Below are 21840 nucleotides of genomic sequence, written 5' to 3' on the forward strand. Positions count from 1 at the left end.
AAGAAAGAGTTGCTAGAAATAGTAACTCTTTTACTTTTTACGAGTTTTAATAATATAAATTGTGGCAAGTATAAGTAATAAGGCACTTAGTAAATACCAAATAATGTTTGAAGTTGTATTTAAACTTATGGGGTTAGTGTCTCCTATTAATACCAATCCAGCCCAGTATTGTGGATGAACAACTCTTCCTTCACTTTTATCAATATAATCTAGTTTTGCTTGCTGTAGCGCTTTGTCTTTGGGTAGTCCTTTTTTTATATTATCATAAAACAATTGTATGATTTTAGAACTAGACTGTTCGTCAATTTTCCATAGACTTGTTAAAATACTCTCACTACCAGCGTAGTTAAAAGCATGTGCTAGAGATATCATCCCTTCTCCCGTTTGATACGTAGGTTTTCCTGTTTCACAAGCAGTTAAAATGGCAAGGTTAGAGTTTAAATTTTCATTGTAAATTTCATAAGTGTATAGCGAGTTGTCTTCATCTTCAATATTCTTAGCAAATATTAAACGAGATAATTCGGGAGATACGTTATTAGATTCAGCATGAGTACCAATATGAATAATTTTATGTTCGTTAGCTTCATTTTTGAAAATTTGTTTTGAAGCATTTTCATTTATAAAATAATCTCCATTAAACAGTCTAGAATAGGCTTTGGCTAAATCTACACTAAATGGCTGGGGTAATAGCGTAAGGTATGTTTCATCAATGGATAGAGAGTCTTGTATAGCAACGCTATAATTTTGTTTCATTTTGTCATTAAACTCTGGCGCAAAAGCAATGAAGTCTTTTTGGAAGTTTATTGGATTTTTTTGAGCATCTAATAAAAGCAAACTGTAATTGTATGAAATAGTATAGTTTGAGAGCAAGCTATTTGTGCCTAACTCTTTAAACGATTTTACTTTTGCAGGTGTTAAGCTTTCAAAGCTTAAATTAAATAATATACCGTCAGGAATAATAATTACATGGTCTGTGGTTATTTCCTTTTCAAAGGGCTGCCATAGTTGATGGTATAGCATATGTAATTTGCTACTCGTCGATTCAAGGTCAGATGGATTTTCTGATAGTTGAGAAATAAGGTTTTCAATGTTTCTGCTATCTAGTTTGAATATTTTTTTTTCTTGATTATTAATAACTGCGGCATATAATTCATTTTCAATGAATATGTAGCGCAAAACAGTGCTATGCTTTGGAATGTTTTCGTGAAGATTATTTAAAGGTTCTTCAATAGTTGCATAGCGCATCTTATAATATTTTGGATAGAAGGTTTTTAAAGAATCTAGAAAAGTTGTCCATTTATTATTGTTTTCAATAAGGGATTGGACGGGATTATTCTCCTGTTCTTCAAAATTAGAATTTTGCAGCTTTCTAAGCATGTTTTCTCTTTCTATTACTCCACTTGGAATATCTGTAAAAGAAATTGATTTTTTAAGGTTTAGGCGTGCTCGTATTCTATTATATAAAGCAGATTCATGAAGACTTATTGTTTTGTTTAAATACCTTGGATTATTTGTTAGTTGATATAATTCAAGGTTTATTTTTTTTGCAAAATTAAAGGCTTCATAATTGTTATCTATCAACCTATTTACATCTATTACACTTGTTATTAATGCTCTTCTTTCTTCCAAAGTATGTATAGCTTTTTTAACATCTATTAGAATGTTCTTCAAGAACAAGCTGTCTTTAGTTTTTGATAATTGGTATCTTGATTTTGCGTTAAGAATTAATACTTCCGCTTTATATCCTTCAAAATGTGATTTGTCATAACTGTTTTTAACGGTGTCGTTGTACTTTTCATATAAAGCGATACTTTTTTTGCTCCATTCTAAACTCTCCTTATAATTATCTGTGAGCATTGATGTTTTAGCTAGCGCTACTAGCACAATATTTATTAAATTACTTTGTTCACTTTTATTTTTTAGGAAGTAATTATAGGTGTTTTTTAAAATTGAAATGGCCTGTTTTTTTTCATTCATTGTAGCTAATACCAAAGATAAATTCGTAATAACAAATAAACGATCTCTACTGTATTCATTTGGATGAGCTTTTTGATGAAAATGATTACTTAATTCTAAATATTTTTTTGCATCTTCATAGTTTTTTAACTCTTTGTTAATAAGTCCTTTATTATAATACATGTTGGCTTTTGTAACAAAATTATCCCCTGGTATTTTATTAACTATAATTTCTGCTTCATTTAATAATGATAATGAATATTTAAATTCTTTTAGTGGGATTATCACTTCGGCAAGTACTGTAATTGCAGAGAAGTTTTCTAAGCTATTAGGTAATAAATTTTCTTTAGCATGTTTATAGGCTATACCACTTATTTTTTTTGATTTTTCAAAATCACCTAAATCAAAATAAAGACTTGATAAATTTCGATATGCTAAAGATAGATTTCGTTGTACACGAAAGGTTAATGGATGATTATGAGTGCTATTTAAAAACTCTTTATATAATTTTATGCTTTCTTGAATGAGTAGCATGGCTTCAGCGTATTTACTCTGACTCTGTTTTAGTAAAACGATATTAGATTTTATGGATGCTGGAAAATATAATCTATTTTCTGGGTTGTCATCCATTTCAATAGTACTTTTTAAGCTCGTTTGGTAATAATGATAAGCACTATCAGGTTTTGAAGTAAAGTACATTAAAGCACCAAGGTAATTGTAAACTCTTGCAGATATCTTGAATTTTTGAGACGGATTTTTTTTAATAATTTTTAACGCATCCCGTGTATGTTGTTCAAAGAGGTTTATATTTCCAGTTCTTAAAGCATATTCGCTTAAACGGTAGTCTGAATTTAATATGGGTTCATTATCATTCTGTTTTAAAGCTATTACTTTAGATTGTTTTGCATAATCATAAGCTTTTTGTGGATTTCCTTGCTCATTAAATAATTTGGATAAATCTATTTTTATTTGATGTCTTGACTTTAATGTTAAAGCGTTCTTTTCTAATTTTTTTGCTAAATCTAAACTTTGTTTTATTGTTTTATCTTTATTAATTATTGATAGCTCAATCTTTCCAAGGATATACACGTAATGAGATAAAGTGTCATAATTTTTATTTGCTAGATAATATTCAATTTGTTTATTAAGCTCTGTTTTAGCCTTGTCCAGAGAATCGGTATTTACTAGTTTTTGGACGTATGCAATATCTGAGATAGAATTATTTTGTGCCTGAAATTCAAACATAAAAAAAAACATAAACACTAAAAATATGTTTTTATAAAACGAATGCAATTTAATCATACGATTAAAAATTTACGGTTTCAGTTTTGCTATAATTGCTTTGGCAGTGTCAGTTTCACTTAAGTCAAGGTGCTTTTTAGCAAGCTCAACGTTACCTTCTTTTAAATAGGCTAATCCTAAATAAAGATAGGCCTCATCTAAAAAAATAAAACCATCTTCTGCTTCTATTGATCGCTCTAAAAAAGGAATGGCGTCATTTATATTTTTATTAGCCAAATGGGCTACCCCTAAAAAATAATTTAGAGTGTCATTTTCAGGTTTTTTTTCCTGTAAAACCTTCCATTTATCAATTGCTATATTATAGTCGCCATGTTTATAGTTTACCATGGCGTCATAAAATGCAAAATTATTAGTGCTACCCATGGTTGTAGGTAAACCTGGATCTGGTTTAAAATAGTTGGTATATAGTTTTTCGTTTTTTGGAGAGCTGAAAAACCAAATTCCCCCAATGGCTAAAACAAGAGCAGCAGCTACTGCAATTTTGCTAAAATTTAAAAACCTTACTTTACCACGAATTGGTTTTTTTATGATGGTTTGTGGAATAGCTTCATGAAACTCATCAAGTTGTTCTTTTAAAGTTTGTGCTTCAATGCCTTTTAGCATCGTTTCAACATCTTTAACTTTAGTTTTGAACTCCTTGTCAAGTTCAAGAAGTTGATTAAAATCTTTCAATTCTTGAATTGTCATAGAACCATTTATGTAACGTTCTATAATTTCTAGTAATTCTTGTGATATTTCGCTATTATCTTTCAATGTCTAATTATTGTGTACTAATACCATGGCACGTAATTTTTCCATACAACGGTATTTTTTATTTCGAGCTGTGTTTTCTTCAATTTTTAGTTCTGATGCAATCTCCTTCAATGATTTTTTTTCAAAATAGAAAATGCTTAAAAGTTGTTTACATGGTTGCCCCAAATTTTTAAAAGTTTCCATGGCTAATTTTAGTTTGTTACTTTTTAAGTCAGTATCTTCATCATTATTAGTCTCATCCTTTATAAAGGTTAATGTTTCATAATCTAAAGACTTAGAGTTTCTAAAAGATTTGGACCTCAAAACATCCATCCACTTGTTTTTTGCTATTTGATATAGATAGCCTTGTAAAGCAGTGTCATTTTTAGGAATAAACTTATCATTTTTTATTTGTGTCCAAACCGAAATAAAAGCTTCTTGGTAAATATCCTTAGCATGTTCAATTGAACCACTATTTTTAAGAATTAAGAACTCCACTTTTTTATAGTTTGTTGTGTAAAAGTGTTTTAAAATATCTGATTCATTTGATTTTATTGCACAAACGAGTTCAGATTGACTTAATAAATTTATTGACTTCCCCATGAATTAATAGCTAAAGGAAAGATACAATTATTTCATTTTATAGCAAACACTTACACTACCAAAGGGCTAATATTTCGGTTATCTACTTTTATCAAATATTTTAAATTGTTTTGGTAGAACATTGATTATGTTTTTACCTTGTTTTATAAATTCGTTAATTCTTTTAGAATATACTACCAGACATAAAATGATTTATTTATCCTTGGCCTACAATTATAGTTAATCTTGCTGTAGATACTATAGATTTATAATAACTTTGAGCATCAGCAAAAGCTGACATTGGCCCACTACCTGTGGATGTATTAGCATGATAAAGCCCTGGTGAGAACTCAGTTAAGTGACTAGCACCAGATCCTACATTATTACCTTGTCTTATAGAGTCTCCTAGTTTCCAGAAATATGTTCTTCCTACATTAGAAGGAATAACATCTGGTGTGTAATCTAAAATTTCGAGATGATAGCTTATAGCATTGTCTACCGCGGGTACTTCAAAATAGGCTACTATACCATAGTCTCCAGATCCTTCCCAATGCCTATATTCAATATTTAATGTTTTAACAATAACCTCTGGTTCTGTTGTAAAGAAAAATGGAGCTTGAGATGTACCTCCATTATTATCTCTAGCTTCTATATAACCTTCATAATTAGTTTCTGGTTCTAGCTTAGAGAACGTATATGTTAAACCTGTATTACCAGATGCTATTTCTTGTTCTTCTAAAATAATGGCATATGTAATAGTATCTTCATCTGGATCAATAGATTCTGTCCATTCTATTGTAGCACCATTTACGGTTGTTTCAATCGTATTTGCAGAAAATATACCAGGATTGGAATTGTTTGGATCATTTTCGGTTGTTGAACAACTTGTAATTAGGAAAGTGAAAAAAGCGATTAAATGAAATGTTATTTTTTGTGATGTGTTCATTTTTAGTGTTTTAAAATTATTGATTTTCATAGTTTTTTATTGAATATTTGGGTTGTCAGGTTCACGGTCATAAATATCTGGAGTGCCATCATTATCTCTGTCGGAAAGTGATCCTCCACCGACTAATAATTGATTGCTAAGTGGTAAGAAGATATCTAAAACTAGTCTATCAAATTCATTTGTTGGTCCTGCTGAAACAGATGAAGTCACAGAAAAATTACCAAAAGGAAGCTCTTTTACATTTATCCAAACTATGGCAGTAAACCTTCCGAATCTTAAAAATCGAGACGCATAAATAAAATTAATACCACTGAAACTTTGTGGTACATTAATAGAGCACACCACATCATCAATGCCATTAAAATCATAAGTATTTAACATGTTATCGATAACTACTTTCATGATATCATTAACACCGAAATTTGGAGGATATGTAGAACTAGGAACATAATCCCAGGTAACAGCACCATCATTTCTGTCGATATCAATACCCAATGGAAATGGTGCGTTTGCTATTAAAGGCCTAGATTCCTCACCCTTATAACCTTGCGGTAATGTTATTACGAATAGAGGTGAAGAATGTGGGAACGGTAATAATTGTGGGTTTTGTAATATAGGTACTTGAGTTAATGGTATAACGCCAGTTTGAGCATATTTATAGTAAGCTCCAGTTGGACCTGTAAGTGTGTTATTTCCATTTCCATTTACGCATGTTGTTTGAAAATTTGCAAGACCATTTTGGTTATTATTGATATCATTTGTACTGCATGATAGTATGGCTAGCAGAGTAAGTATAGAACTATATAATTTTATAAGTTTCATAATATATTGTTTATGGTTTTATTAAAACATCGTAATCAAATTAAAATGTCATCATTTTAATTTTCAATTTCATATTCAGTCCATTCTTGATTGTTCATTGAATTATCAATATTTGGGTTGTATAGCGCATTATCTGTTCCTATATATTCATTGTTATTATTGCCGTAATAATGATTGTTGTGTCCTTCTACTTGATAAGTTTGACCCGTATTTGGGTTGGAAACTGTGTTTCTTTCCCAAATACCGCTATTTATTGTTTTTGAATGTCCAGCATCATTAATATTATTTCTACGTTTCCAGCTTTCATGACTATCATCTAACATAGAACTATATGTGTTTCCTGTGTTTCTTATTGCTTGTCCTTGCAATCTAATTGCAGCCATACGTTGTTGATGCCCCGCATTACTTTGTTTCGATAAATTTGAATAATGATTATTATTAGCTTTAACCCATTCGGCATTTATTTGAAAGTTTACTAAAGCGTTTATAAAATCTTTTTTAGCTTGCTTATAAATGTTCTTAGGAGCGCCCATGGAGTTTAAGGTGTAGCCCCAGTCCATACCGCCAATGGTAGTGTATTGATTTGTGAAATAACGAATAATACCAATTGATATGCTTCCATCTTTATCTTCCCACTCCGTAGCTATACACTGATATTGTTTGTTTTCAGGGCTAGCTTTAAACAAATAGCTATCAAAGCGTTTGTCAAATTTGGCGAGTTGAGATATTGGAAATTGATTTACCAAACGCAACCCTTGAGATTCTGCATAAGGCTTTAAATCTTCTTGAATAACTCTATTAATATTTTTAGGGGGTTTAACATTGCTTCCACTCTGTTTAGCATATTGGTTGCGTTGCGGATTATTTGAATAAAAATGAGATATAAAACGCTCTCCATATACCTTTACTCCGTTTTTAGATTCAAATAAAATACCTTCTTTAGTATTGTTGCTTTTATTCCATGCTTTAGGAATAGGCATAACACCTACGGGCATGCCAAACTGTTTGCTCATTACCTTATAGCCTTTTAGCTTACTGGTGTTTGTTGGTTTTTTTGTGGTTTGATTGTCGCTATTGTAAGTCCTAGAATTAATATTAAATTCTGCAAAATCGTTGTTTTCTTTTTGTTGTCCGCAGGAAAAAAATAAAACTGTTATCAAGGCAAAGAAGTAAATAGATGTTTTCATAAGGGTAGTGTATAGATTATTAATCATTTATACTATCTCATCGAACGTATTTAAAAATGTCATCATTTAAATTGAAAAAAGACAATCAATATAAGCCCAAATGTGCTTTACTTGTTAAGTAAAAGCCATGTTTGTTAAACTAAAAAACCACCGTATTTAGCGGTGGTTTTTAATTTACAAATGAAGCTGTGATTTGCTTTCATCAAATTTAAAAGAAAAAATATCCTACTGAAAGCATAAATAGGCTGTTTTTTACATTTTCACTACTGTCTGAAGAAATATTTGATAAACCAAAATTATAACGTGCAGATATATTTATACCATTTTCCAATTTGTATCCTGCTCCTATACCAAATGAAATATCGGTACTATTAAAAAAATTAGATATATCTTGCTCTATAGCGTTATTGGAAACAGCTGATGAATTAGCATTTGATGATTTGGCATTTGTTGCTCTTTCTGAAGAGCCTGTAGTGGGTGTATTAGTGTTGCCTCCAGTATTTATATTATCTACTTGAATAGTTGCAGATAATAAGTAGCCAATTTGAGGCCCAGCTTCTATACTTAATTCTTCGTTTACATAATACTTCCCAATTATTGGAAGGTTTAAATAATTTAGAGTACCAGTTCCATTAGCTACTTTATAACCTTGTGAAGAAAATAAAAGTTCTGGTTGTAAGTAGAATTCAGTTGATAAAGGGATTTCTGCCATACCCCCAAAATGAAGAGCTGTCCTGCTTCCTGTACTTTTAATATCTCCAGATGCTGAGGCGAAGTTAATTCCACCTTTTGCTCCAAATTTTATGTCTTGTGAATTTACAGTTAATACAAGACTTAGAATTACAATTGTTGTTACATAAATTTTTTTCATTGGTTTGATTTTTAAATTAGTATTTATTTTTAATTGAATTATGTTATTACGTTTCATTGATTTTTAGTTGAGTTATGTTTAGGTTATTTCTTTTTCATACAAATAGTTTGAAAATGTCATCAAGAAAATATCATTTATAGTATTTTTGTAAAATGAGTAAGCCATTAACAGAGCAAGAATTGCATAATCTAGCCATGAATCATGTTGGTAAGGATTTAGAACAGAGGGGGTTTGAGTTTATAGCTGTAAATAGCAAATTGAAAAAACACCCACAATTTGTTTGTATTGATAAAAACAAACAATATTTTTTTGTTATTGTTCGTGCTGTAATACTTCCTGAAAACCCAAATAATTATGATGTGGTTTGGATGGAGTCTTTTAAAAGTCACGCTCGAGAGAAAGATGCAAAAGTCCTGTATGCTGGTGTTGGTATTGGAAGTACTGAAGGCGAAAAGGAACCTATTTACTTAAATCAAGATTATTTATTAGAGTATAATGGTATTCAGGTTTTAGAAACTAATTTAAATTGAAAAGAAATATTAAAAAATGAATAAATTTTTATTGGGGTTATTACTTCTTGCAATTAGTTTTTCATGCAAACAAAATACTAAAAACACAAAACTTGCTGGCGCTGTTTTTGGAACAAGTTATTCTATTATTTATAACTCTAATGTTAATTATCAAATTCAATTTGATAGTTTGTTTTATGCAATTAATAAGTCAATGTCTACTTATCAAGTTAATTCAGATATTTCAAAACTTAATAGAAATGAATCCTTTGAAATTGATGAACATTTTGTGAAAGTTTATGATGCTTCAAAAGAAATTTTTGGACTAACAGAAGGTGCTTTCGATCCTACAATTGGCAACGTAGTTAATGCATGGAAATTTGGAGCAGAAAACATTATTGAAGATATAGATAGTTTAAAAATTGATAGCTTAATGCAATATGTAGGATATGATAAAACATATCGACTTGAAAATACTATAAGAAAAGCAAATCCAAATGTGTATTTAGAATTTAACGCTATCGCTAAAGGGTATGCTGTAGATGTTATTAGTGAGTTTTTGGAAAGTCAAAGAATAAATAATTATTTAGTTGAAATAGGTGGAGAAATAAGGGCTAAGGGTCTTAATTTAGAAAATCAAAAAAACTGGAAAGTTGGTTTAGAAGAACCAAATTTTGAGGGAGAACAATCTATTTTAAAGGCCATTAGTTTACATGATGAAGCTATGGCAACTTCTGGCACATACAGAAAATTTAAAATTGATAAAAATGGTAAGCGTTATGCGCATATAATTGATACAGATACTGGCTATCCAAGTAAAACAAATTTGCTAAGTATAACGGTAATTACTGAAGATTGTATGACGGCTGATGCTTATGCTACTGCTTTTAAATCTATGGGTATTGAAAAAGTTAAAACCTTTTTGAAGACCCACCCCGAACTTAAGGTGTTTTTAATTTTTGAGAATGACAAACAAGAATTTGAAACACTTGCCTTAAATGGGTTCTCGGTAGACTAGTTATTTAAAAACTACAGGAATAATTTCGCCTTTAGCCAAACAAAAATTTTCTATCACTTCCTCGGAAAGAGAACTTGTATAGTCAACTTCTTCAACTTTAAAACCAATACCTCGAAGCTTATCAAAATAATCACGCCCATATACACGAACATGGTCATATTGACCAAATATTTTAGCACGCTCTTTTTTATCTGTAATGCTATTATCCTCAAAAGTAACTTCTCTTTTTAAATCTTGAGGAATTTGAAAAACACCCATACCACCAACTTTCAAAATACGATATAATTCTTGCATTGCTTTGGTGTCCTCTGGAATATGCTCTAAAACATGGTTGCATAAAATAACATCAAACTCATTGTCTTTAAAAGGAAGGTTACAAATATCTGCTTTTACATCTGCTAAAGGTGAATTTAAATCTGTTGTAACATAATTTAAATTACTCATGTTTTTGAAGCGTTTATAAAACGCTTGTTCAGGAGCAAAATGAAGCACTTTTAATTTTTCTGAAAAGAACTTCGTTTCGTTTTGAAGATATAGCCAAAGTAATCTATGGCGCTCTAAACTTAATGTTGATGGAGATAACACGTTATTGCGTTGGTTGCCATAACCATAAGGTAAAAAGGTTCTAAAACTTTTGCCATCAATAGGATCTGTGAATTTGCCTCCTTTTAAAAAAAATGCTAAAACTGGGCGAATTACATAGCTTAACCTTATAAGTAAAGGTCTAGGAACTATATTGAGAATAGTCTTAAAAAGGCGTTTCATGCTTAAAGCACTAAAGCTTTTTGTCTGAATTCTTCTTCTTCATTAGAAGTAATTCCTAAAGCTTCATAAATATATGCAAACGTTGAAAGCAATTCAGGTTTGCCATCAATTAAAGCAACATCATGCTCAAAGTGTGCGGAGGGTTTATTGTCTTGAGTAGTTATTGTCCAACCGTCTCTATGTTGCTTAATCCTATGTGTTCCTAAATTAATCATAGGCTCAATGGCTACTACCATGCCTTCAATAAATTTTTTGCCTCTACCACGTTTTCCGTAGTTTGGCATTTCTGGGTCTTCATGCATTTTGCTGCCTAAACCATGACCAACTAATTCGCGTACCACACCATATCCATGATCTTCACAATATTTTTGAATGGCATAACCAACATCGCCAACACGATTATTGGCTTTAAATTCTCTTATACCTACATATAGAGATTCTTTGGTTACTTGTAATAATTTTTCTGTTTCGGGGTCAATATCTCCTACTGCAAATGTATAGGCATGATCACCATAAAAACCATTTTTTAAAGCACCGCAATCTATTGAAATAATATCGCCTTCAACTAAAGGATTTCCATTTGGAATGCCATGTACTACCTGTGAATTAGGGCTCATACAAAGCGTATTTGGAAAATCATATAATCCTAAAAATCCAGGGATTGCGCCATGGTCTCTAACACATGTTTCAGCTATTTTATCTAATTCAAGCGTTGTTACTCCAGGTTTTATTGCCTTAGCTAATTCGCCTAAAGTCTTAGATACGATTAATGCACTTTCTCGCATTAATTCAATTTCCTCTTTTGTTTTAACAATAATCATAAATATAATAATAGGAGTACAAAGATACTTAAAAAGACAATTTATTTAAATAATCTAAAAAAGCCTTTCCTTTTTTCGGGAATAGGGGGTGTTGAATTTGTTAGCATTTGATAAACTTCTCCCCAGCCTGGAAAACCACCTATGTTTCTATCATCAATAAATAAATCTGCGTTTATTTTTCTACTAATGTCATCTGTGTATTCTTCTTCGGTAAAACTTTTGTTTACTGCATAAAAACGGATACCATTATCCTCACAAAATTTAACAGCTTCATCAAGTTTGTCACCACATCTGTAAGTCCATAAAATGAGACGATGACCATCTTCCTGAAGCTTTTTTAAAGTTTCAAAAGCAAATAGAATAGGTTTTCCTATTTTTGGATATGCATCTTCAACAACAGTACCGTCAAAATCAACAGCAATAATAAGAGTATCGTTAAAATTCATTTCGTTTAGGGGCATTAATTACCCTGTAAAGTTAATTATTTCTATTTTATCGTTAAACTAATGCGTGTTGAGTCATTGCTAGAGGTTGTTCAACATTCATGAGTTTTAATATTGTCGGTGCCATATCTCCTAAAACACCATCTTTAATTTCTTTTAACTCATTATCAATTAAAATAACGGGAACAGGGTTTGTTGTATGTGCCGTATTTGGAGAGCCATCAGGGTTTATCATGGTTTCACAGTTTCCATGATCTGCTATTAAAAGTGTGGTGTATCCATTGTTTAAACCAGTAGTTACAACATCTTTAACACAGGCATCAACTGCTTCGCAGGCTTTAATTGCTGCTTCCATAACACCAGTATGTCCAACCATATCACCATTTGCAAAGTTTAAGCAAACAAAGTCAACATCGCCTTTTTCAAGTTCGGGTACAAGAGCATCCTTTAATTCGTAAGCACTCATTTCTGGTTTTAAATCGTAAGTTGCTACTTTCGGTGAGTTTTTAAGAATGCGAGATTCTCCTTCAAAAGGTTTTTCTTGCCCTCCAGAAAAGAAAAATGTAACATGTGGGTACTTTTCTGTTTCAGCAATTCTAATTTGCTTTTTACCGTGTTTAGCTAATACTTCTCCTAGTGTTTCAGTAATATTGTCTTTATTGAAAATAACCTTTATTCCATTAAATGCATCGCTGTAATTTGTTATGGTTACATAGTACAAGTCGATTTTTTTAGTATTGTACTCAGGGAAATCTTTTTGATTTAACATTTCGGTTAATTCACGACCTCTGTCCGTTCTGAAATTAAAAAAGATAACAACATCATCCTTTTCAACTTTGGCAACAGGTTCATTATTATTTGTAATAATTAACGGTTTGATAAACTCATCAGTAATATCGTTATCATAATTGACTTGAATTTTTTCAGTTGGATTTGTTGTTTTAGTACCAACTCCATTTACTATAGCATCATAAGCTAGTTGTACACGTTCCCAACGATTATCTCTATCCATTGCATAATAGCGTCCTGTAATGGTAGCTATTTTTGTTCGTGTACCTTTAATATGGTTTTCCAAATCTTCAACATAGCTTTTTCCTGATTTAGGATCTACATCTCTACCATCGGTAAAAGCATGTACAAAAGAGTTTACTCCAGCTTTATTTGCTGCATCAATAAAACCTTTTAAGTGGTTAGTGTGAGCATGAACACCTCCATTACTTAGTAGCCCTAAAAAGTGAACATTTTTATTATTGTCTGAAGCATATTTTAAAGCATCAACTAATACCTTTTCATCCTTTAAAGTGTCTTTTTCTATGGCTAAATTAATTTTAGCTAAATCTTGATATACAATTCTACCAGCACCTAAATTCATGTGTCCTACTTCACTATTTCCCATTTGGCCTTCTGGCAGACCAACGTGCAAACCATCTGTGCGAAGTGTTGCATAAGGGTATTTTTTATATAAAGAATCTATGAATGGTGTGTTGGCATGATCGATAGCAGAAACTTTTGGGTCTGGAGAATTTCCCCAACCGTCAAGAATCATTAAAATAACTTTTTTGTTCATTTTTTTTGTTAAAATTTTAAAACTAAACAAAGATATGAAACTTAGTTATAAATGAAGCAATAAACCCTTTGAAATGCCTTATTTATTAAGGATTTAGCATAATTATCAATAGTGGCTATTTTAGTTAACAATGTGTGAAATAAACGTTAAAAATGTGTTATATCTTAATTTTTGTGTAACAGATAGAATTTATTATCGTCTCTTTAGTATATCAAAAAACATAAATCAATAAATCAAATTAAAATCTTTCATCATGAAAAAAACAATCATTATTTCCGCAATCGCATTATGCTTTTCAATTGTATCTGTTAATGCAACTCCTGAAAATTCAACTATTAATTATGAAGTAGGAGCTTTTTTTAAAGTGAATTCTTTTTGTGTTTCTATTGCAAAAGGCGATTTAGAAACAGTTCAAAAATTAATTAGTAGAGGTGCAGATGTTAACGAAGTATCCAATGGAATGACTCCTGTTATGTATGCTGCAAAATTTAATAGAACGGATATTTTAGAACTTCTAATTACTCATGGGGCTAATTTAAAAGTAAAGTCTAATAATAAAATGACAGCTTTAAAATATGCAAAAATACATGGCGCAAAGGATGCTGAAGCTATTTTAATTAAAGCTATTGCTGATGCAAAACAAGCTAAAAAAAGAAAATAATTATAGAAATTAATAATTATTTGAGTTAGTCACTCTAAAAAAAGCCTCGTTTAACGAGGCTTTTTTGTGTTATATTGAAATTGATACTATTGATTTTTGTATTTAATTATGGCTTCTTCAATTTTTTCAATCCTATTATCAGGGTCTGGGTGAGTGCTTTTAAATTCTGGAACCCGATTTGGTCCAGCTGCACTTTTTAAAATTTCCATAACACCTATCATCTCTTTCGGATTATAACCTGCTTTAATCATAAATTTAACGCCAAGATCATCACTTTCCAATTCATCATCTCTTCCATTAGTTAATAATGTATTTTGACCAATTCCACTTACTAATCCGCCCATATCTGCTCCAACAGATCCGGCTGTGGCTAAACCTTGCCAGTATTCACTTTCAGCAATACGCTCTGCGCTATGCCTTCCTAAAACGTGTCCTATTTCATGCCCTAATACACCAGCTAATTGATCTTCATTCTCTAATTTAGAGAAAAGAGCATGTGTTATAAATATTTGCCCCCCAGGTAATGCAAAGGCATTAATAGCATTGGGGTCGGCTAATAAGTGAAATTCGTATTTATAAGGTGTCTGTCTAGCAATACTATTATTTACTAATTTATTTCCAACATTATCTACTAATGCTTGATATTGGTTGTTTGGGTGCAAACCGCCGTGCTGTTGTGCCATTTGAGGTGCGCTCTGTAAGCCAATAGCAATTTCTTTATCTGGTGTCATTGATATAGTTTGCATTCTTCCTGTATATGGATTCTCTTCTCTTTGGCTACATCTTTTGAATACAAAAAATAAAGCTATGGCTACTCCAATTAATAAACGGACTTTTAGATTTCTTCCTCTCATTTTAAAAAAATTTTGAAACTAAAATTACAAAATTTTAGTTTATAATAATTTTGACACTTATTTTTAAGTTAAGTCACTCTTTTTGAATATAGTGGTTTATAGCGTTTTCAACATGGTGTAGTGAATACCTATATTTTTTATGTTGAATGCGTTACCTGTAACTTGATAATTGTTTTTTTTGTAAAAATTAATAGCTACTTCTCTGGCGTTACACCAAAGGGTTTTTACCTTTTTTTCTTTGAGTAAATTTTCTCCTTGTTTTAAAATGACGTTTCCTAGACCTTTACCTTGAAAGGGTTTTAGAATTGCCATTCCTCTTAATTGATATTGATTTGCTTCTGAAATATTAGGATTTGAATTTTTAAAAAAGGAGCATATACCAACTAATTTATACTCAATAAAAAGACCTAAATGTATGGTGGTTTCTAAATTATCGCCATCAAAAATACAAGTTTCAATGGGCTTTCCTGTTCTTAAAACAGAATGTCTTACAGTATAAGTTTTTGTTGAGGTTATGGTTTTTATTTGATATTCTGAAGTGTTGATACTTTTTGTTTTTTCAAACTTAAAAATATTTTGAAGAATTATTATCTTCACTTAAAATTTATTTTATGCCGTTTGAATTTAAAATTATTGAAAAAGAGCATATTAATGCTGTGGTTCCACTTGTGCAAAAATTGAATGATTTTAAAGTCTCAGAAGACGTTTTAAAACAACGTTTCTCAGAAATGATTACTCAAAATTATGAGTGTGCAGTAATTTATGATGGTGATAAGCTTATTGGTGTTTGTGGATTATGGTATTGTACAAGGCATTATTCTGGTAAGAGTGTAGAGCCAGATCATGTTATAATAGATGATGTTTACAGAGGATTGGGATTAGGTAAGCAATTTTTTGAATGGATTTATGCGTATGTTTCAGAAAAGGAGTTTGAGGCTATGGAGTTAAATACGTATGTGAGTAATTATCAATCACATAAATTTTATTTTAATGAGGGCTTTAAAATTTTAGGCTATCATTTTTTGAAAAAGCTTTGATTTTTTCTTGCAGAAGAAGAAAGTGTTTATATATTTGCATCGGAATTAAAGGCGGGAGTAGCTCAGTTGGTAGAGCGTCAGCCTTCCAAGCTGAATGTCGCCAGTTCGAACCTGGTCTCCCGCTCAAAAAGCTTCATAGAAATATGAGGCTTTTTTTATGCAGATTTGTTTTAGTTTGGATCATGCTGTGGCATTGATTGCTACACCCTGCATGAAGGATAGTAGTGGAAAGCCCACAGCGGAGGCACGGAGCGAGGACTTGTAGCGGATAGCCTGACCCTTTAGGGGCATGCCCAAACTATTATTTTAATTGATTTAATTCTATGCCAGTTTCAACCTCATATGGTGTTTTGTTGTATTCGAAAATTCTGGCTGTTAATGCTCCTTTTAAAATTATAGAATTGTTATTAACATGCAGCCAACTACCTTCTCTTAGTCCTATTACTGGCTGGGTATTGAAGTAATGAAATTCTTTTATTCTGGTTTCTCGAGTTTCACCTTTATGATTGCTATTTGGGTTTGGGTCTAAATAATGTGGGTTTATATTGAATGGGACTAAACCTAGAGCATTGAAATTTGGAGGATATACTATGGGCATATCGTTAGTGGTTTTAATGGTTAAACCGCAAATATTGCTACCAGCGCTTGTGCCTAAATACGGTGTGCCATTTTGTATGGTTTGTTTTAGGGCATTAATTAAGTTGTTTTTGTGTAATTGATTTGCTAAAACAAAAGTGTTGCCGCCACCTGTAAAAATGGCTTCTGCATTTTTAATGGCTTTGGTTGGGTTTTCAAATTCGTGAATGCCTTTTACTTGTTTATCAATTTTTTTGAATGCTTTTCTTGCTATTTCTGTGTAATCTTTATGCGAAATACCACTTGGTCTTGCATAGGGAATAAAAAGTATGGTGTTGGCGTTTTTGAAAAACGTTTTTAAATGGTCTAAAATATATCCTAAATATCCGCTACCATGAACTGTTGAGGTGCTGGCTATGATTATGTTACGCATGAATTATAATTTTATATAAAATTAATTGATTATTTGTATTAAAAAAATGATAGCTTTTCTTTTTAAGAAACGAATTAAAGTAGTAATTTGAAAATAAAAATTATGAAACGATTTTTATTGATTTTTGCTTTAGTGTCTTCTTTATCATCTATATCTCAAACAATTACTCGAATTGAGGTTTCGGGGAAAATTATTGTTGAAGGCAGTGATATTTCTGGTATTACCATATTTAATGCATCTTCAAATACTGGAACGATTACTGACGAGAATGGAGAGTTTAAAATAAAAGTAACGTTAGATGACACTATTGAAGTAAGTGCATTGCAATATCAAAATATTAGTTTTAAAGTTAATGAGGCTATTATTAAATCTAAAAAAATGAAGCTTTTTTTAATTGAAGAAATTAATAGATTAGATGAGGTTATTGTTTTTACAAAAGGCTTGTCGGGTAATTTGGATACTGATTTAGCGGATACCAAACCTTTTGAGCCGCAATTAGATGCCTTGTATTTTGGGGTTAAAAATAGTAAGGAATATGATTTTGAAACGGACTATAAAACGGATGTAGAAAATGTTACTGTTGACAGGCAGCATTTACCAATGGTTAATGGTTTAAATATTGTAAATGTTGTAGACCAGTTATTATTGCCTTTATTTAGATCTGAGGTTAAGGATAAAAAGAAAGCTGGCGTACCAGATGTACCAATAGAGTCTATTAAATATTACTTTGGATCTGAGTTTTTAGTTGATAATTTTAATATTCCAGAACATCGTGTTGAAGAGTTTATTCAATTTGTTGAAAGTGGTGATTTTGATTTTTCTTTGCTTAATTATGGCAAGGAAATGGAATTTCTAGAAATTTTAAATGCTAAAAGTGTGGCTTTTTTAAATGCTAAAAACTAAACTGGCTTAAAAGCATTTAACAAAACATTAAAAATCATTTACATTTTTTTTAAGATTTGAAATACGTTCTTTACGCTCTAATTTAACCAATTTGAGTAGAGTATTACTATTTCTTTTTTTAATTTTATTATCACTTCCTGTTCTTGGTCAGTCTATTAAAGTATTAGGAAGGGTAGAAGGTGAAAGAAATATTGAAAATATTCATGTTATGAATAAAACCGCTCAAGTTTTTACTATAACTGATAATAAAGGGCATTTTCATATCACTGCTAAATTAAATGATACTTTAACGTTCTCATCTATACAGCATAAATTAAAGGAAGTTATTGTTTCATCTCAGATTATTGACAATAAAGCCGTTTTTGTAAAATTAGACGAACATATTAATGAGTTAGATGAAGTTATTGTCGGTAAAGTTTTAACTGGCGATTTAATTTTAGATATTAATAATACAGAAGGCGATGCGCCTATTAACTTCTATGATGTTGGTATTCCTGGTTATACAGGTAAACAAGCTACGCAAAGTGAGAGACGTTTATATGAAGCAGGAGAGTTTAAACCTATAATGTTATTAGGTCTTTTAGGAGGAGGTATTCCGATAAACCCAATATTAAATGGTATTAGTGGTAGAACAAAAATGCTTAAGACCAGAGTTAAAACTGAAGAAAAGGAGGCGTTAATGCGAAGTATAAAAGCAAGACTTGCAAAAGATTTTTTTGCTTCAAACCCAATAGAAGAATCATTGAAAATGGATTTTTTTTATTTCTGCGCAGACGATAAAAATTTTATAAAGTATTGTAAAAATAAAGGAGATTTTGATACCTTAATTTTTTTAAGAAAAAAATATAAGCAGTATTTAGAAAACATGAGTTCTAATAAAAAATAATAAACTTTGGAATGCTTTTTGAAAAACAAAAAAGTATTTTAGTTATCTTTAAATCATAAATATGAATTTTTTTAAATTACTGATATTCATAACTATAATTCCTTTTTTTGCATTTACATCTATGCACAAATATTATATAAGTGTTACTCAAGTTAACTATGTTGAGGAAAAGGAGTCGGTTCAAATAATTTCTAGAATTTTTATTGATGATTTTGAAAATGCTTTAAAATCAAATTATGATGAAAGCATTATACTAGCTGAAAAAAATGAGCCTGAAATAGTTGATACTTATATGGATACATATCTGCAAGATAAAATCAAATTACAAATAAATAATAAAGACGTTTTGTTCAATTTTATAGGTAAAGAATATGAAGGCGATATTGTAAGATGTTACTTAGAGGTTGTTGACGTAAAACATATAGAAACTTTCTCCATTACAAATAGTGTTTTATTCGATTTGCAAACAGATCAACAAAATATTGTGAAAACGAAAATAAACGCTAAGAATAAAAGTGTTATTTTAAATTATGACAATCCTAATGCTTTGTTAAAATTTAATTAAAATAAAGTAAATTGAATATGTAATTTAGTATTTTCGTGCACATTTTATGATAATCTTCTAACGAAAATTGGTAAAAACACTTTATTTTCTAATTAAACAAAAAACAACTATGAAAAAGCACGCGTATCTTTTCTTATCGTTTGTATTTATTTTTTCTGGCGTTTTTGCTCAAAAGCAAGCTAATGAAAAACCACAAGGACATACAGATCAAAACAAGTTTAGACAAATGAAAGATGTTTTGGCAACACCAAACGAAACACGAACAGCTTCGGGGGCTCCAGGTCATGCATATACACAACAACAGGTTGATTATGTAATGAATATTCGTTTGGATGAAGATAAAAACCAAATTTTTGGAGATGAAAAAATAACATACCATAATAACTCTAAAGATAATTTAGAATATTTATGGATACAGTTAGATCAAAATATGCGTGCTAAAGATTCTAAAACCCCTGAAGCTAATGCAGAAAGGTTTAATGCTCCTTTTAATGGACCAAAGTCTTTTGTCAAAGCAAATATGAAAGAACGTTTTGATGGTGGTTTCAATATAGATTATGTTAAGAATGAAGATGGGGCGGATTTATCACACTCTATAAACAGAACTATGATGCGCATTAATTTGCCTAAGCCATTAGCTTCTGGTGATGTATTTAAATTTAGTATTAAATGGCACTATAATATAAACGATATTAATGTAGATGGCGGTCGTTCTGGTTTAGAAACTTTTCCAGATGGGAATAATAATTATACTATTGCCCAGTTTTACCCAAGGTTATGTGTTTATGATAATGTTGAAGGTTGGCAAAATATGCAGTTTTGGGGACGTAGCGAATTTGCTTTAGAATTTGGAGATTTTGATGTTAAGATAACCGTTCCTGCCGATCATATTTTAGAAGCTACAGGAGAGTTGCAAAACTCTAAAGAAGTTTTGTCAAAAGAACATCAAAAACGTTTAAAAATTGCTGAAACATCATTCAAAAATCCTGTTTTTATAGTGACACAAGAAGAAGCTGAAGCTGCCGAAAAACAAAGAAGTACTAAACAAAAAACCTGGCATTTTAAAGCTAATAGAGTTAGAGATTATGCATTTGCCTCTTCAAGAAAATATATTTGGGATGCTATGGCAGTTAATATTAATGGTCGTTCTGTAATGGCTATATCTCTTTATCCAAAAGAAGGAAATCCTTTGTGGGAAGAACATTCTACAAGAGTTGTTGCAAATACTTTGGAGGAATATTCTAAACTTACTTTTGATTATCCTTATAGTAAGGCAATATCAGTTCATTCAGAAAGACAAGGTATGGAATATCCAATGATATGTTTTAATTATGGTCGTCCTAAACCCGATGGAACTTATTCAGAACGCGTAAAAAGAGGAATGATTGGAGTAATAACACATGAGGTTGGTCATAACTTTTTTCCAATGATTGTAAATAGTGATGAGCGCCAATGGACTTGGATGGACGAGGGTTTAAACTCATTTGTTGAAACTTTAGCAGAGCTAGATTATGATCCTAATTTTATAACAGGAAACCTTCCAAAAGACATTGTACCTTACATGGGTGGCGATCAAATTAATATTTCTCCTATCATGTCTCATGGGGATTATGTGTACCAATTTGGACCTAATGCTTATACAAAACCTGCAGCAGGATTATATATGTTAAGACAAACTATAATGGGGCCAGAATTGTTTGATTATGCATTTAGAACTTACTCACAACGATGGATGTTTAAACATCCAACACCTGCAGATTTCTTTAGAACTATGGAAGATGCTTCAGCTATGGATTTAGACTGGTTTTGGAGAGGTTGGTTTTATACAACTGATTATACAGACATTGGAGTTAAAAGTGTTAAGCAATACTATTTAACGGATCAACCTACAGAAACAGCAAAAGAAACGGCGAGAAAGTATAATATGGATTTGGCTGAGTTTAAAGATAGATTAGTTTATTACGCTGAAGTTAAAGACGGTAAAATGCCTAACAATGTAAAGAGTATTTCAGATTTTAATTTTTTAAATGATTATTTGGTAAGCCTTCCAGAGGCTGAAAAAGCAAAATTAAAAGAAGCACCTAAATATTTTTACGAAGTAACTTTTGAAAAACCAGGAGGGTTAGTAATGCCAATTATTATTGATATTGCATATGAAGATGGAACTATTGAAAGAAAAACATTTCCAGCTGAAATATGGAGGTACAATGACAAGGAGGTAAGTAAGGTGTTTAGAACAAATAAAGCTATAGCAGGTATTATTGTTGATCCAGATTTGGAAACGGCAGATGTTGATACCTCTAATAATTCTTGGCCTAAAAAGGTTGAAGAAAATAAGTTTGACAAATTCAAAGAAAAGGTAAAAGGTTAATAACTTATTATTTTTTGAAAAGCCGATTTTTTA

Annotated in this window: 22 protein-coding genes and 1 tRNA gene; 9 read left to right on the top strand and 14 right to left on the bottom strand. The window is 30.9% G+C overall.

Features of this window, described 5'->3' with window-relative positions:
* Positions 1-30: 30 nt before the first annotated feature.
* The 7 genes from Q0870_RS09175 to Q0870_RS09205 all read right to left on the bottom strand — a co-directional run bounded on the left by Q0870_RS09175 (position 31) and on the right by Q0870_RS09205 (position 8398).
* On the bottom strand, positions 31-3201 hold the full coding sequence (locus tag Q0870_RS09175) for a CHAT domain-containing protein (protein ID WP_298554854.1): 3171 nt from the start codon (positions 3199-3201) through the stop codon (positions 31-33).
* 69 nt (positions 3202-3270) lie between these two features.
* Positions 3271-4011 carry a tetratricopeptide repeat protein gene (locus Q0870_RS09180; protein WP_298554857.1) on the bottom strand — a complete coding sequence of 247 codons (741 nt, stop codon included), beginning with the start codon at positions 4009-4011 and terminating at the stop codon, positions 3271-3273.
* A gap of 3 nt (positions 4012-4014) precedes the next feature.
* Positions 4015-4593, bottom strand: coding sequence for a sigma-70 family RNA polymerase sigma factor (locus tag Q0870_RS09185; protein WP_298554859.1), 579 nt, complete (start codon positions 4591-4593; stop codon positions 4015-4017).
* 196 nt (positions 4594-4789) lie between these two features.
* Positions 4790-5518 (bottom strand): hypothetical protein, encoded by a 729-nt coding sequence (locus Q0870_RS09190; RefSeq protein ID WP_298554862.1) that lies wholly within the window; start codon positions 5516-5518, stop codon positions 4790-4792.
* Between the two features lie 36 nt (positions 5519-5554).
* Positions 5555-6340 (bottom strand): hypothetical protein, encoded by a 786-nt coding sequence (locus tag Q0870_RS09195; protein ID WP_298554865.1) that lies wholly within the window; start codon positions 6338-6340, stop codon positions 5555-5557.
* Positions 6341-6396: 56 nt separating this feature from the next.
* Entirely contained in the window at positions 6397-7527 is a 1131-nt protein-coding gene (locus tag Q0870_RS09200; protein ID WP_298554868.1) for a hypothetical protein, read from the bottom strand.
* 208 nt (positions 7528-7735) lie between these two features.
* Positions 7736-8398, bottom strand: a complete 663-nt coding sequence (locus tag Q0870_RS09205) for a porin family protein (RefSeq protein WP_298554871.1) — start codon at positions 8396-8398, stop codon at positions 7736-7738.
* 152 nt (positions 8399-8550) lie between these two features.
* Between Q0870_RS09205 and Q0870_RS09210 the strand changes: the two genes are divergently transcribed.
* On the top strand, positions 8551-8928 hold the full coding sequence (locus tag Q0870_RS09210) for a Na(+)-translocating NADH-quinone reductase subunit F (RefSeq protein WP_298554875.1): 378 nt from the start codon (positions 8551-8553) through the stop codon (positions 8926-8928).
* A 16-nt stretch (positions 8929-8944) separates the two neighbouring features.
* Entirely contained in the window at positions 8945-9925 is a 981-nt protein-coding gene (locus Q0870_RS09215) for an FAD:protein FMN transferase (RefSeq protein WP_298554877.1), read from the top strand.
* On the opposite strand, the gene Q0870_RS09220 is transcribed toward Q0870_RS09215, so the two are convergent.
* The 4 genes from Q0870_RS09220 to gpmI are packed head-to-tail and all read right to left on the bottom strand — an operon-like array spanning position 9926 to position 13521.
* Positions 9926-10690: a class I SAM-dependent methyltransferase gene (locus tag Q0870_RS09220; RefSeq protein ID WP_298554880.1), complete on the bottom strand. Its 765-nt coding sequence runs from the start codon at positions 10688-10690 to the stop codon at positions 9926-9928.
* A gap of 2 nt (positions 10691-10692) precedes the next feature.
* A complete protein-coding gene (map, locus tag Q0870_RS09225; protein ID WP_298554883.1) occupies positions 10693-11511 on the bottom strand; it encodes a type I methionyl aminopeptidase in 819 nt (272 codons plus the stop codon).
* Between the two features lie 41 nt (positions 11512-11552).
* Positions 11553-11957 (bottom strand): BT0820 family HAD-type phosphatase, encoded by a 405-nt coding sequence (locus Q0870_RS09230; protein WP_298554886.1) that lies wholly within the window; start codon positions 11955-11957, stop codon positions 11553-11555.
* Positions 11958-12009: 52 nt separating this feature from the next.
* On the bottom strand, positions 12010-13521 hold the full coding sequence (gene gpmI, locus Q0870_RS09235; RefSeq protein WP_298554889.1) for a 2,3-bisphosphoglycerate-independent phosphoglycerate mutase: 1512 nt from the start codon (positions 13519-13521) through the stop codon (positions 12010-12012).
* Positions 13522-13774: 253 nt separating this feature from the next.
* On the opposite strand from gpmI, the gene Q0870_RS09240 reads away from it, so the two are divergent.
* Positions 13775-14182, top strand: coding sequence for an ankyrin repeat domain-containing protein (locus tag Q0870_RS09240; protein WP_298554892.1), 408 nt, complete (start codon positions 13775-13777; stop codon positions 14180-14182).
* Between the two features lie 86 nt (positions 14183-14268).
* On the opposite strand, the gene Q0870_RS09245 is transcribed toward Q0870_RS09240, so the two are convergent.
* Together Q0870_RS09245 and Q0870_RS09250 are read right to left on the bottom strand one after the other, a co-directional pair.
* Positions 14269-15036 (bottom strand): M48 family metalloprotease, encoded by a 768-nt coding sequence (locus Q0870_RS09245; protein ID WP_298554895.1) that lies wholly within the window; start codon positions 15034-15036, stop codon positions 14269-14271.
* A 96-nt stretch (positions 15037-15132) separates the two neighbouring features.
* Positions 15133-15633, bottom strand: coding sequence for a GNAT family N-acetyltransferase (locus tag Q0870_RS09250; protein ID WP_298554897.1), 501 nt, complete (start codon positions 15631-15633; stop codon positions 15133-15135).
* Between the two features lie 14 nt (positions 15634-15647).
* On the opposite strand from Q0870_RS09250, the gene Q0870_RS09255 reads away from it, so the two are divergent.
* Entirely contained in the window at positions 15648-16073 is a 426-nt protein-coding gene (locus tag Q0870_RS09255) for a GNAT family N-acetyltransferase (RefSeq protein ID WP_298554900.1), read from the top strand.
* Positions 16074-16124: 51 nt separating this feature from the next.
* Positions 16125-16197, top strand: a tRNA-Gly gene (locus Q0870_RS09260).
* Positions 16198-16374: 177 nt separating this feature from the next.
* Here Q0870_RS09260 and pepE read toward each other — a convergent pair.
* Positions 16375-17082, bottom strand: a complete 708-nt coding sequence (pepE, locus tag Q0870_RS09265) for a dipeptidase PepE (RefSeq protein ID WP_298554903.1) — start codon at positions 17080-17082, stop codon at positions 16375-16377.
* A gap of 102 nt (positions 17083-17184) precedes the next feature.
* Between pepE and Q0870_RS09270 the strand changes: the two genes are divergently transcribed.
* The 4 genes from Q0870_RS09270 to Q0870_RS09285 all read left to right on the top strand — a co-directional run bounded on the left by Q0870_RS09270 (position 17185) and on the right by Q0870_RS09285 (position 21807).
* Positions 17185-17985: a carboxypeptidase-like regulatory domain-containing protein gene (locus Q0870_RS09270; RefSeq protein ID WP_298554905.1), complete on the top strand. Its 801-nt coding sequence runs from the start codon at positions 17185-17187 to the stop codon at positions 17983-17985.
* Positions 17986-18076: 91 nt separating this feature from the next.
* Entirely contained in the window at positions 18077-18871 is a 795-nt protein-coding gene (locus tag Q0870_RS09275) for a hypothetical protein (RefSeq protein WP_298554907.1), read from the top strand.
* Positions 18872-18932: 61 nt separating this feature from the next.
* A complete protein-coding gene (locus Q0870_RS09280) occupies positions 18933-19436 on the top strand; it encodes a DUF6702 family protein (protein ID WP_298554910.1) in 504 nt (167 codons plus the stop codon).
* A 109-nt stretch (positions 19437-19545) separates the two neighbouring features.
* Entirely contained in the window at positions 19546-21807 is a 2262-nt protein-coding gene (locus Q0870_RS09285; RefSeq protein ID WP_298554913.1) for a M1 family metallopeptidase, read from the top strand.
* Positions 21808-21840 lie beyond the last annotated feature (33 nt).

It is taken from the genome of uncultured Algibacter sp. (assembly GCF_947487575.1).
GTDB lineage: Bacteria > Bacteroidota > Bacteroidia > Flavobacteriales > Flavobacteriaceae > Algibacter_B.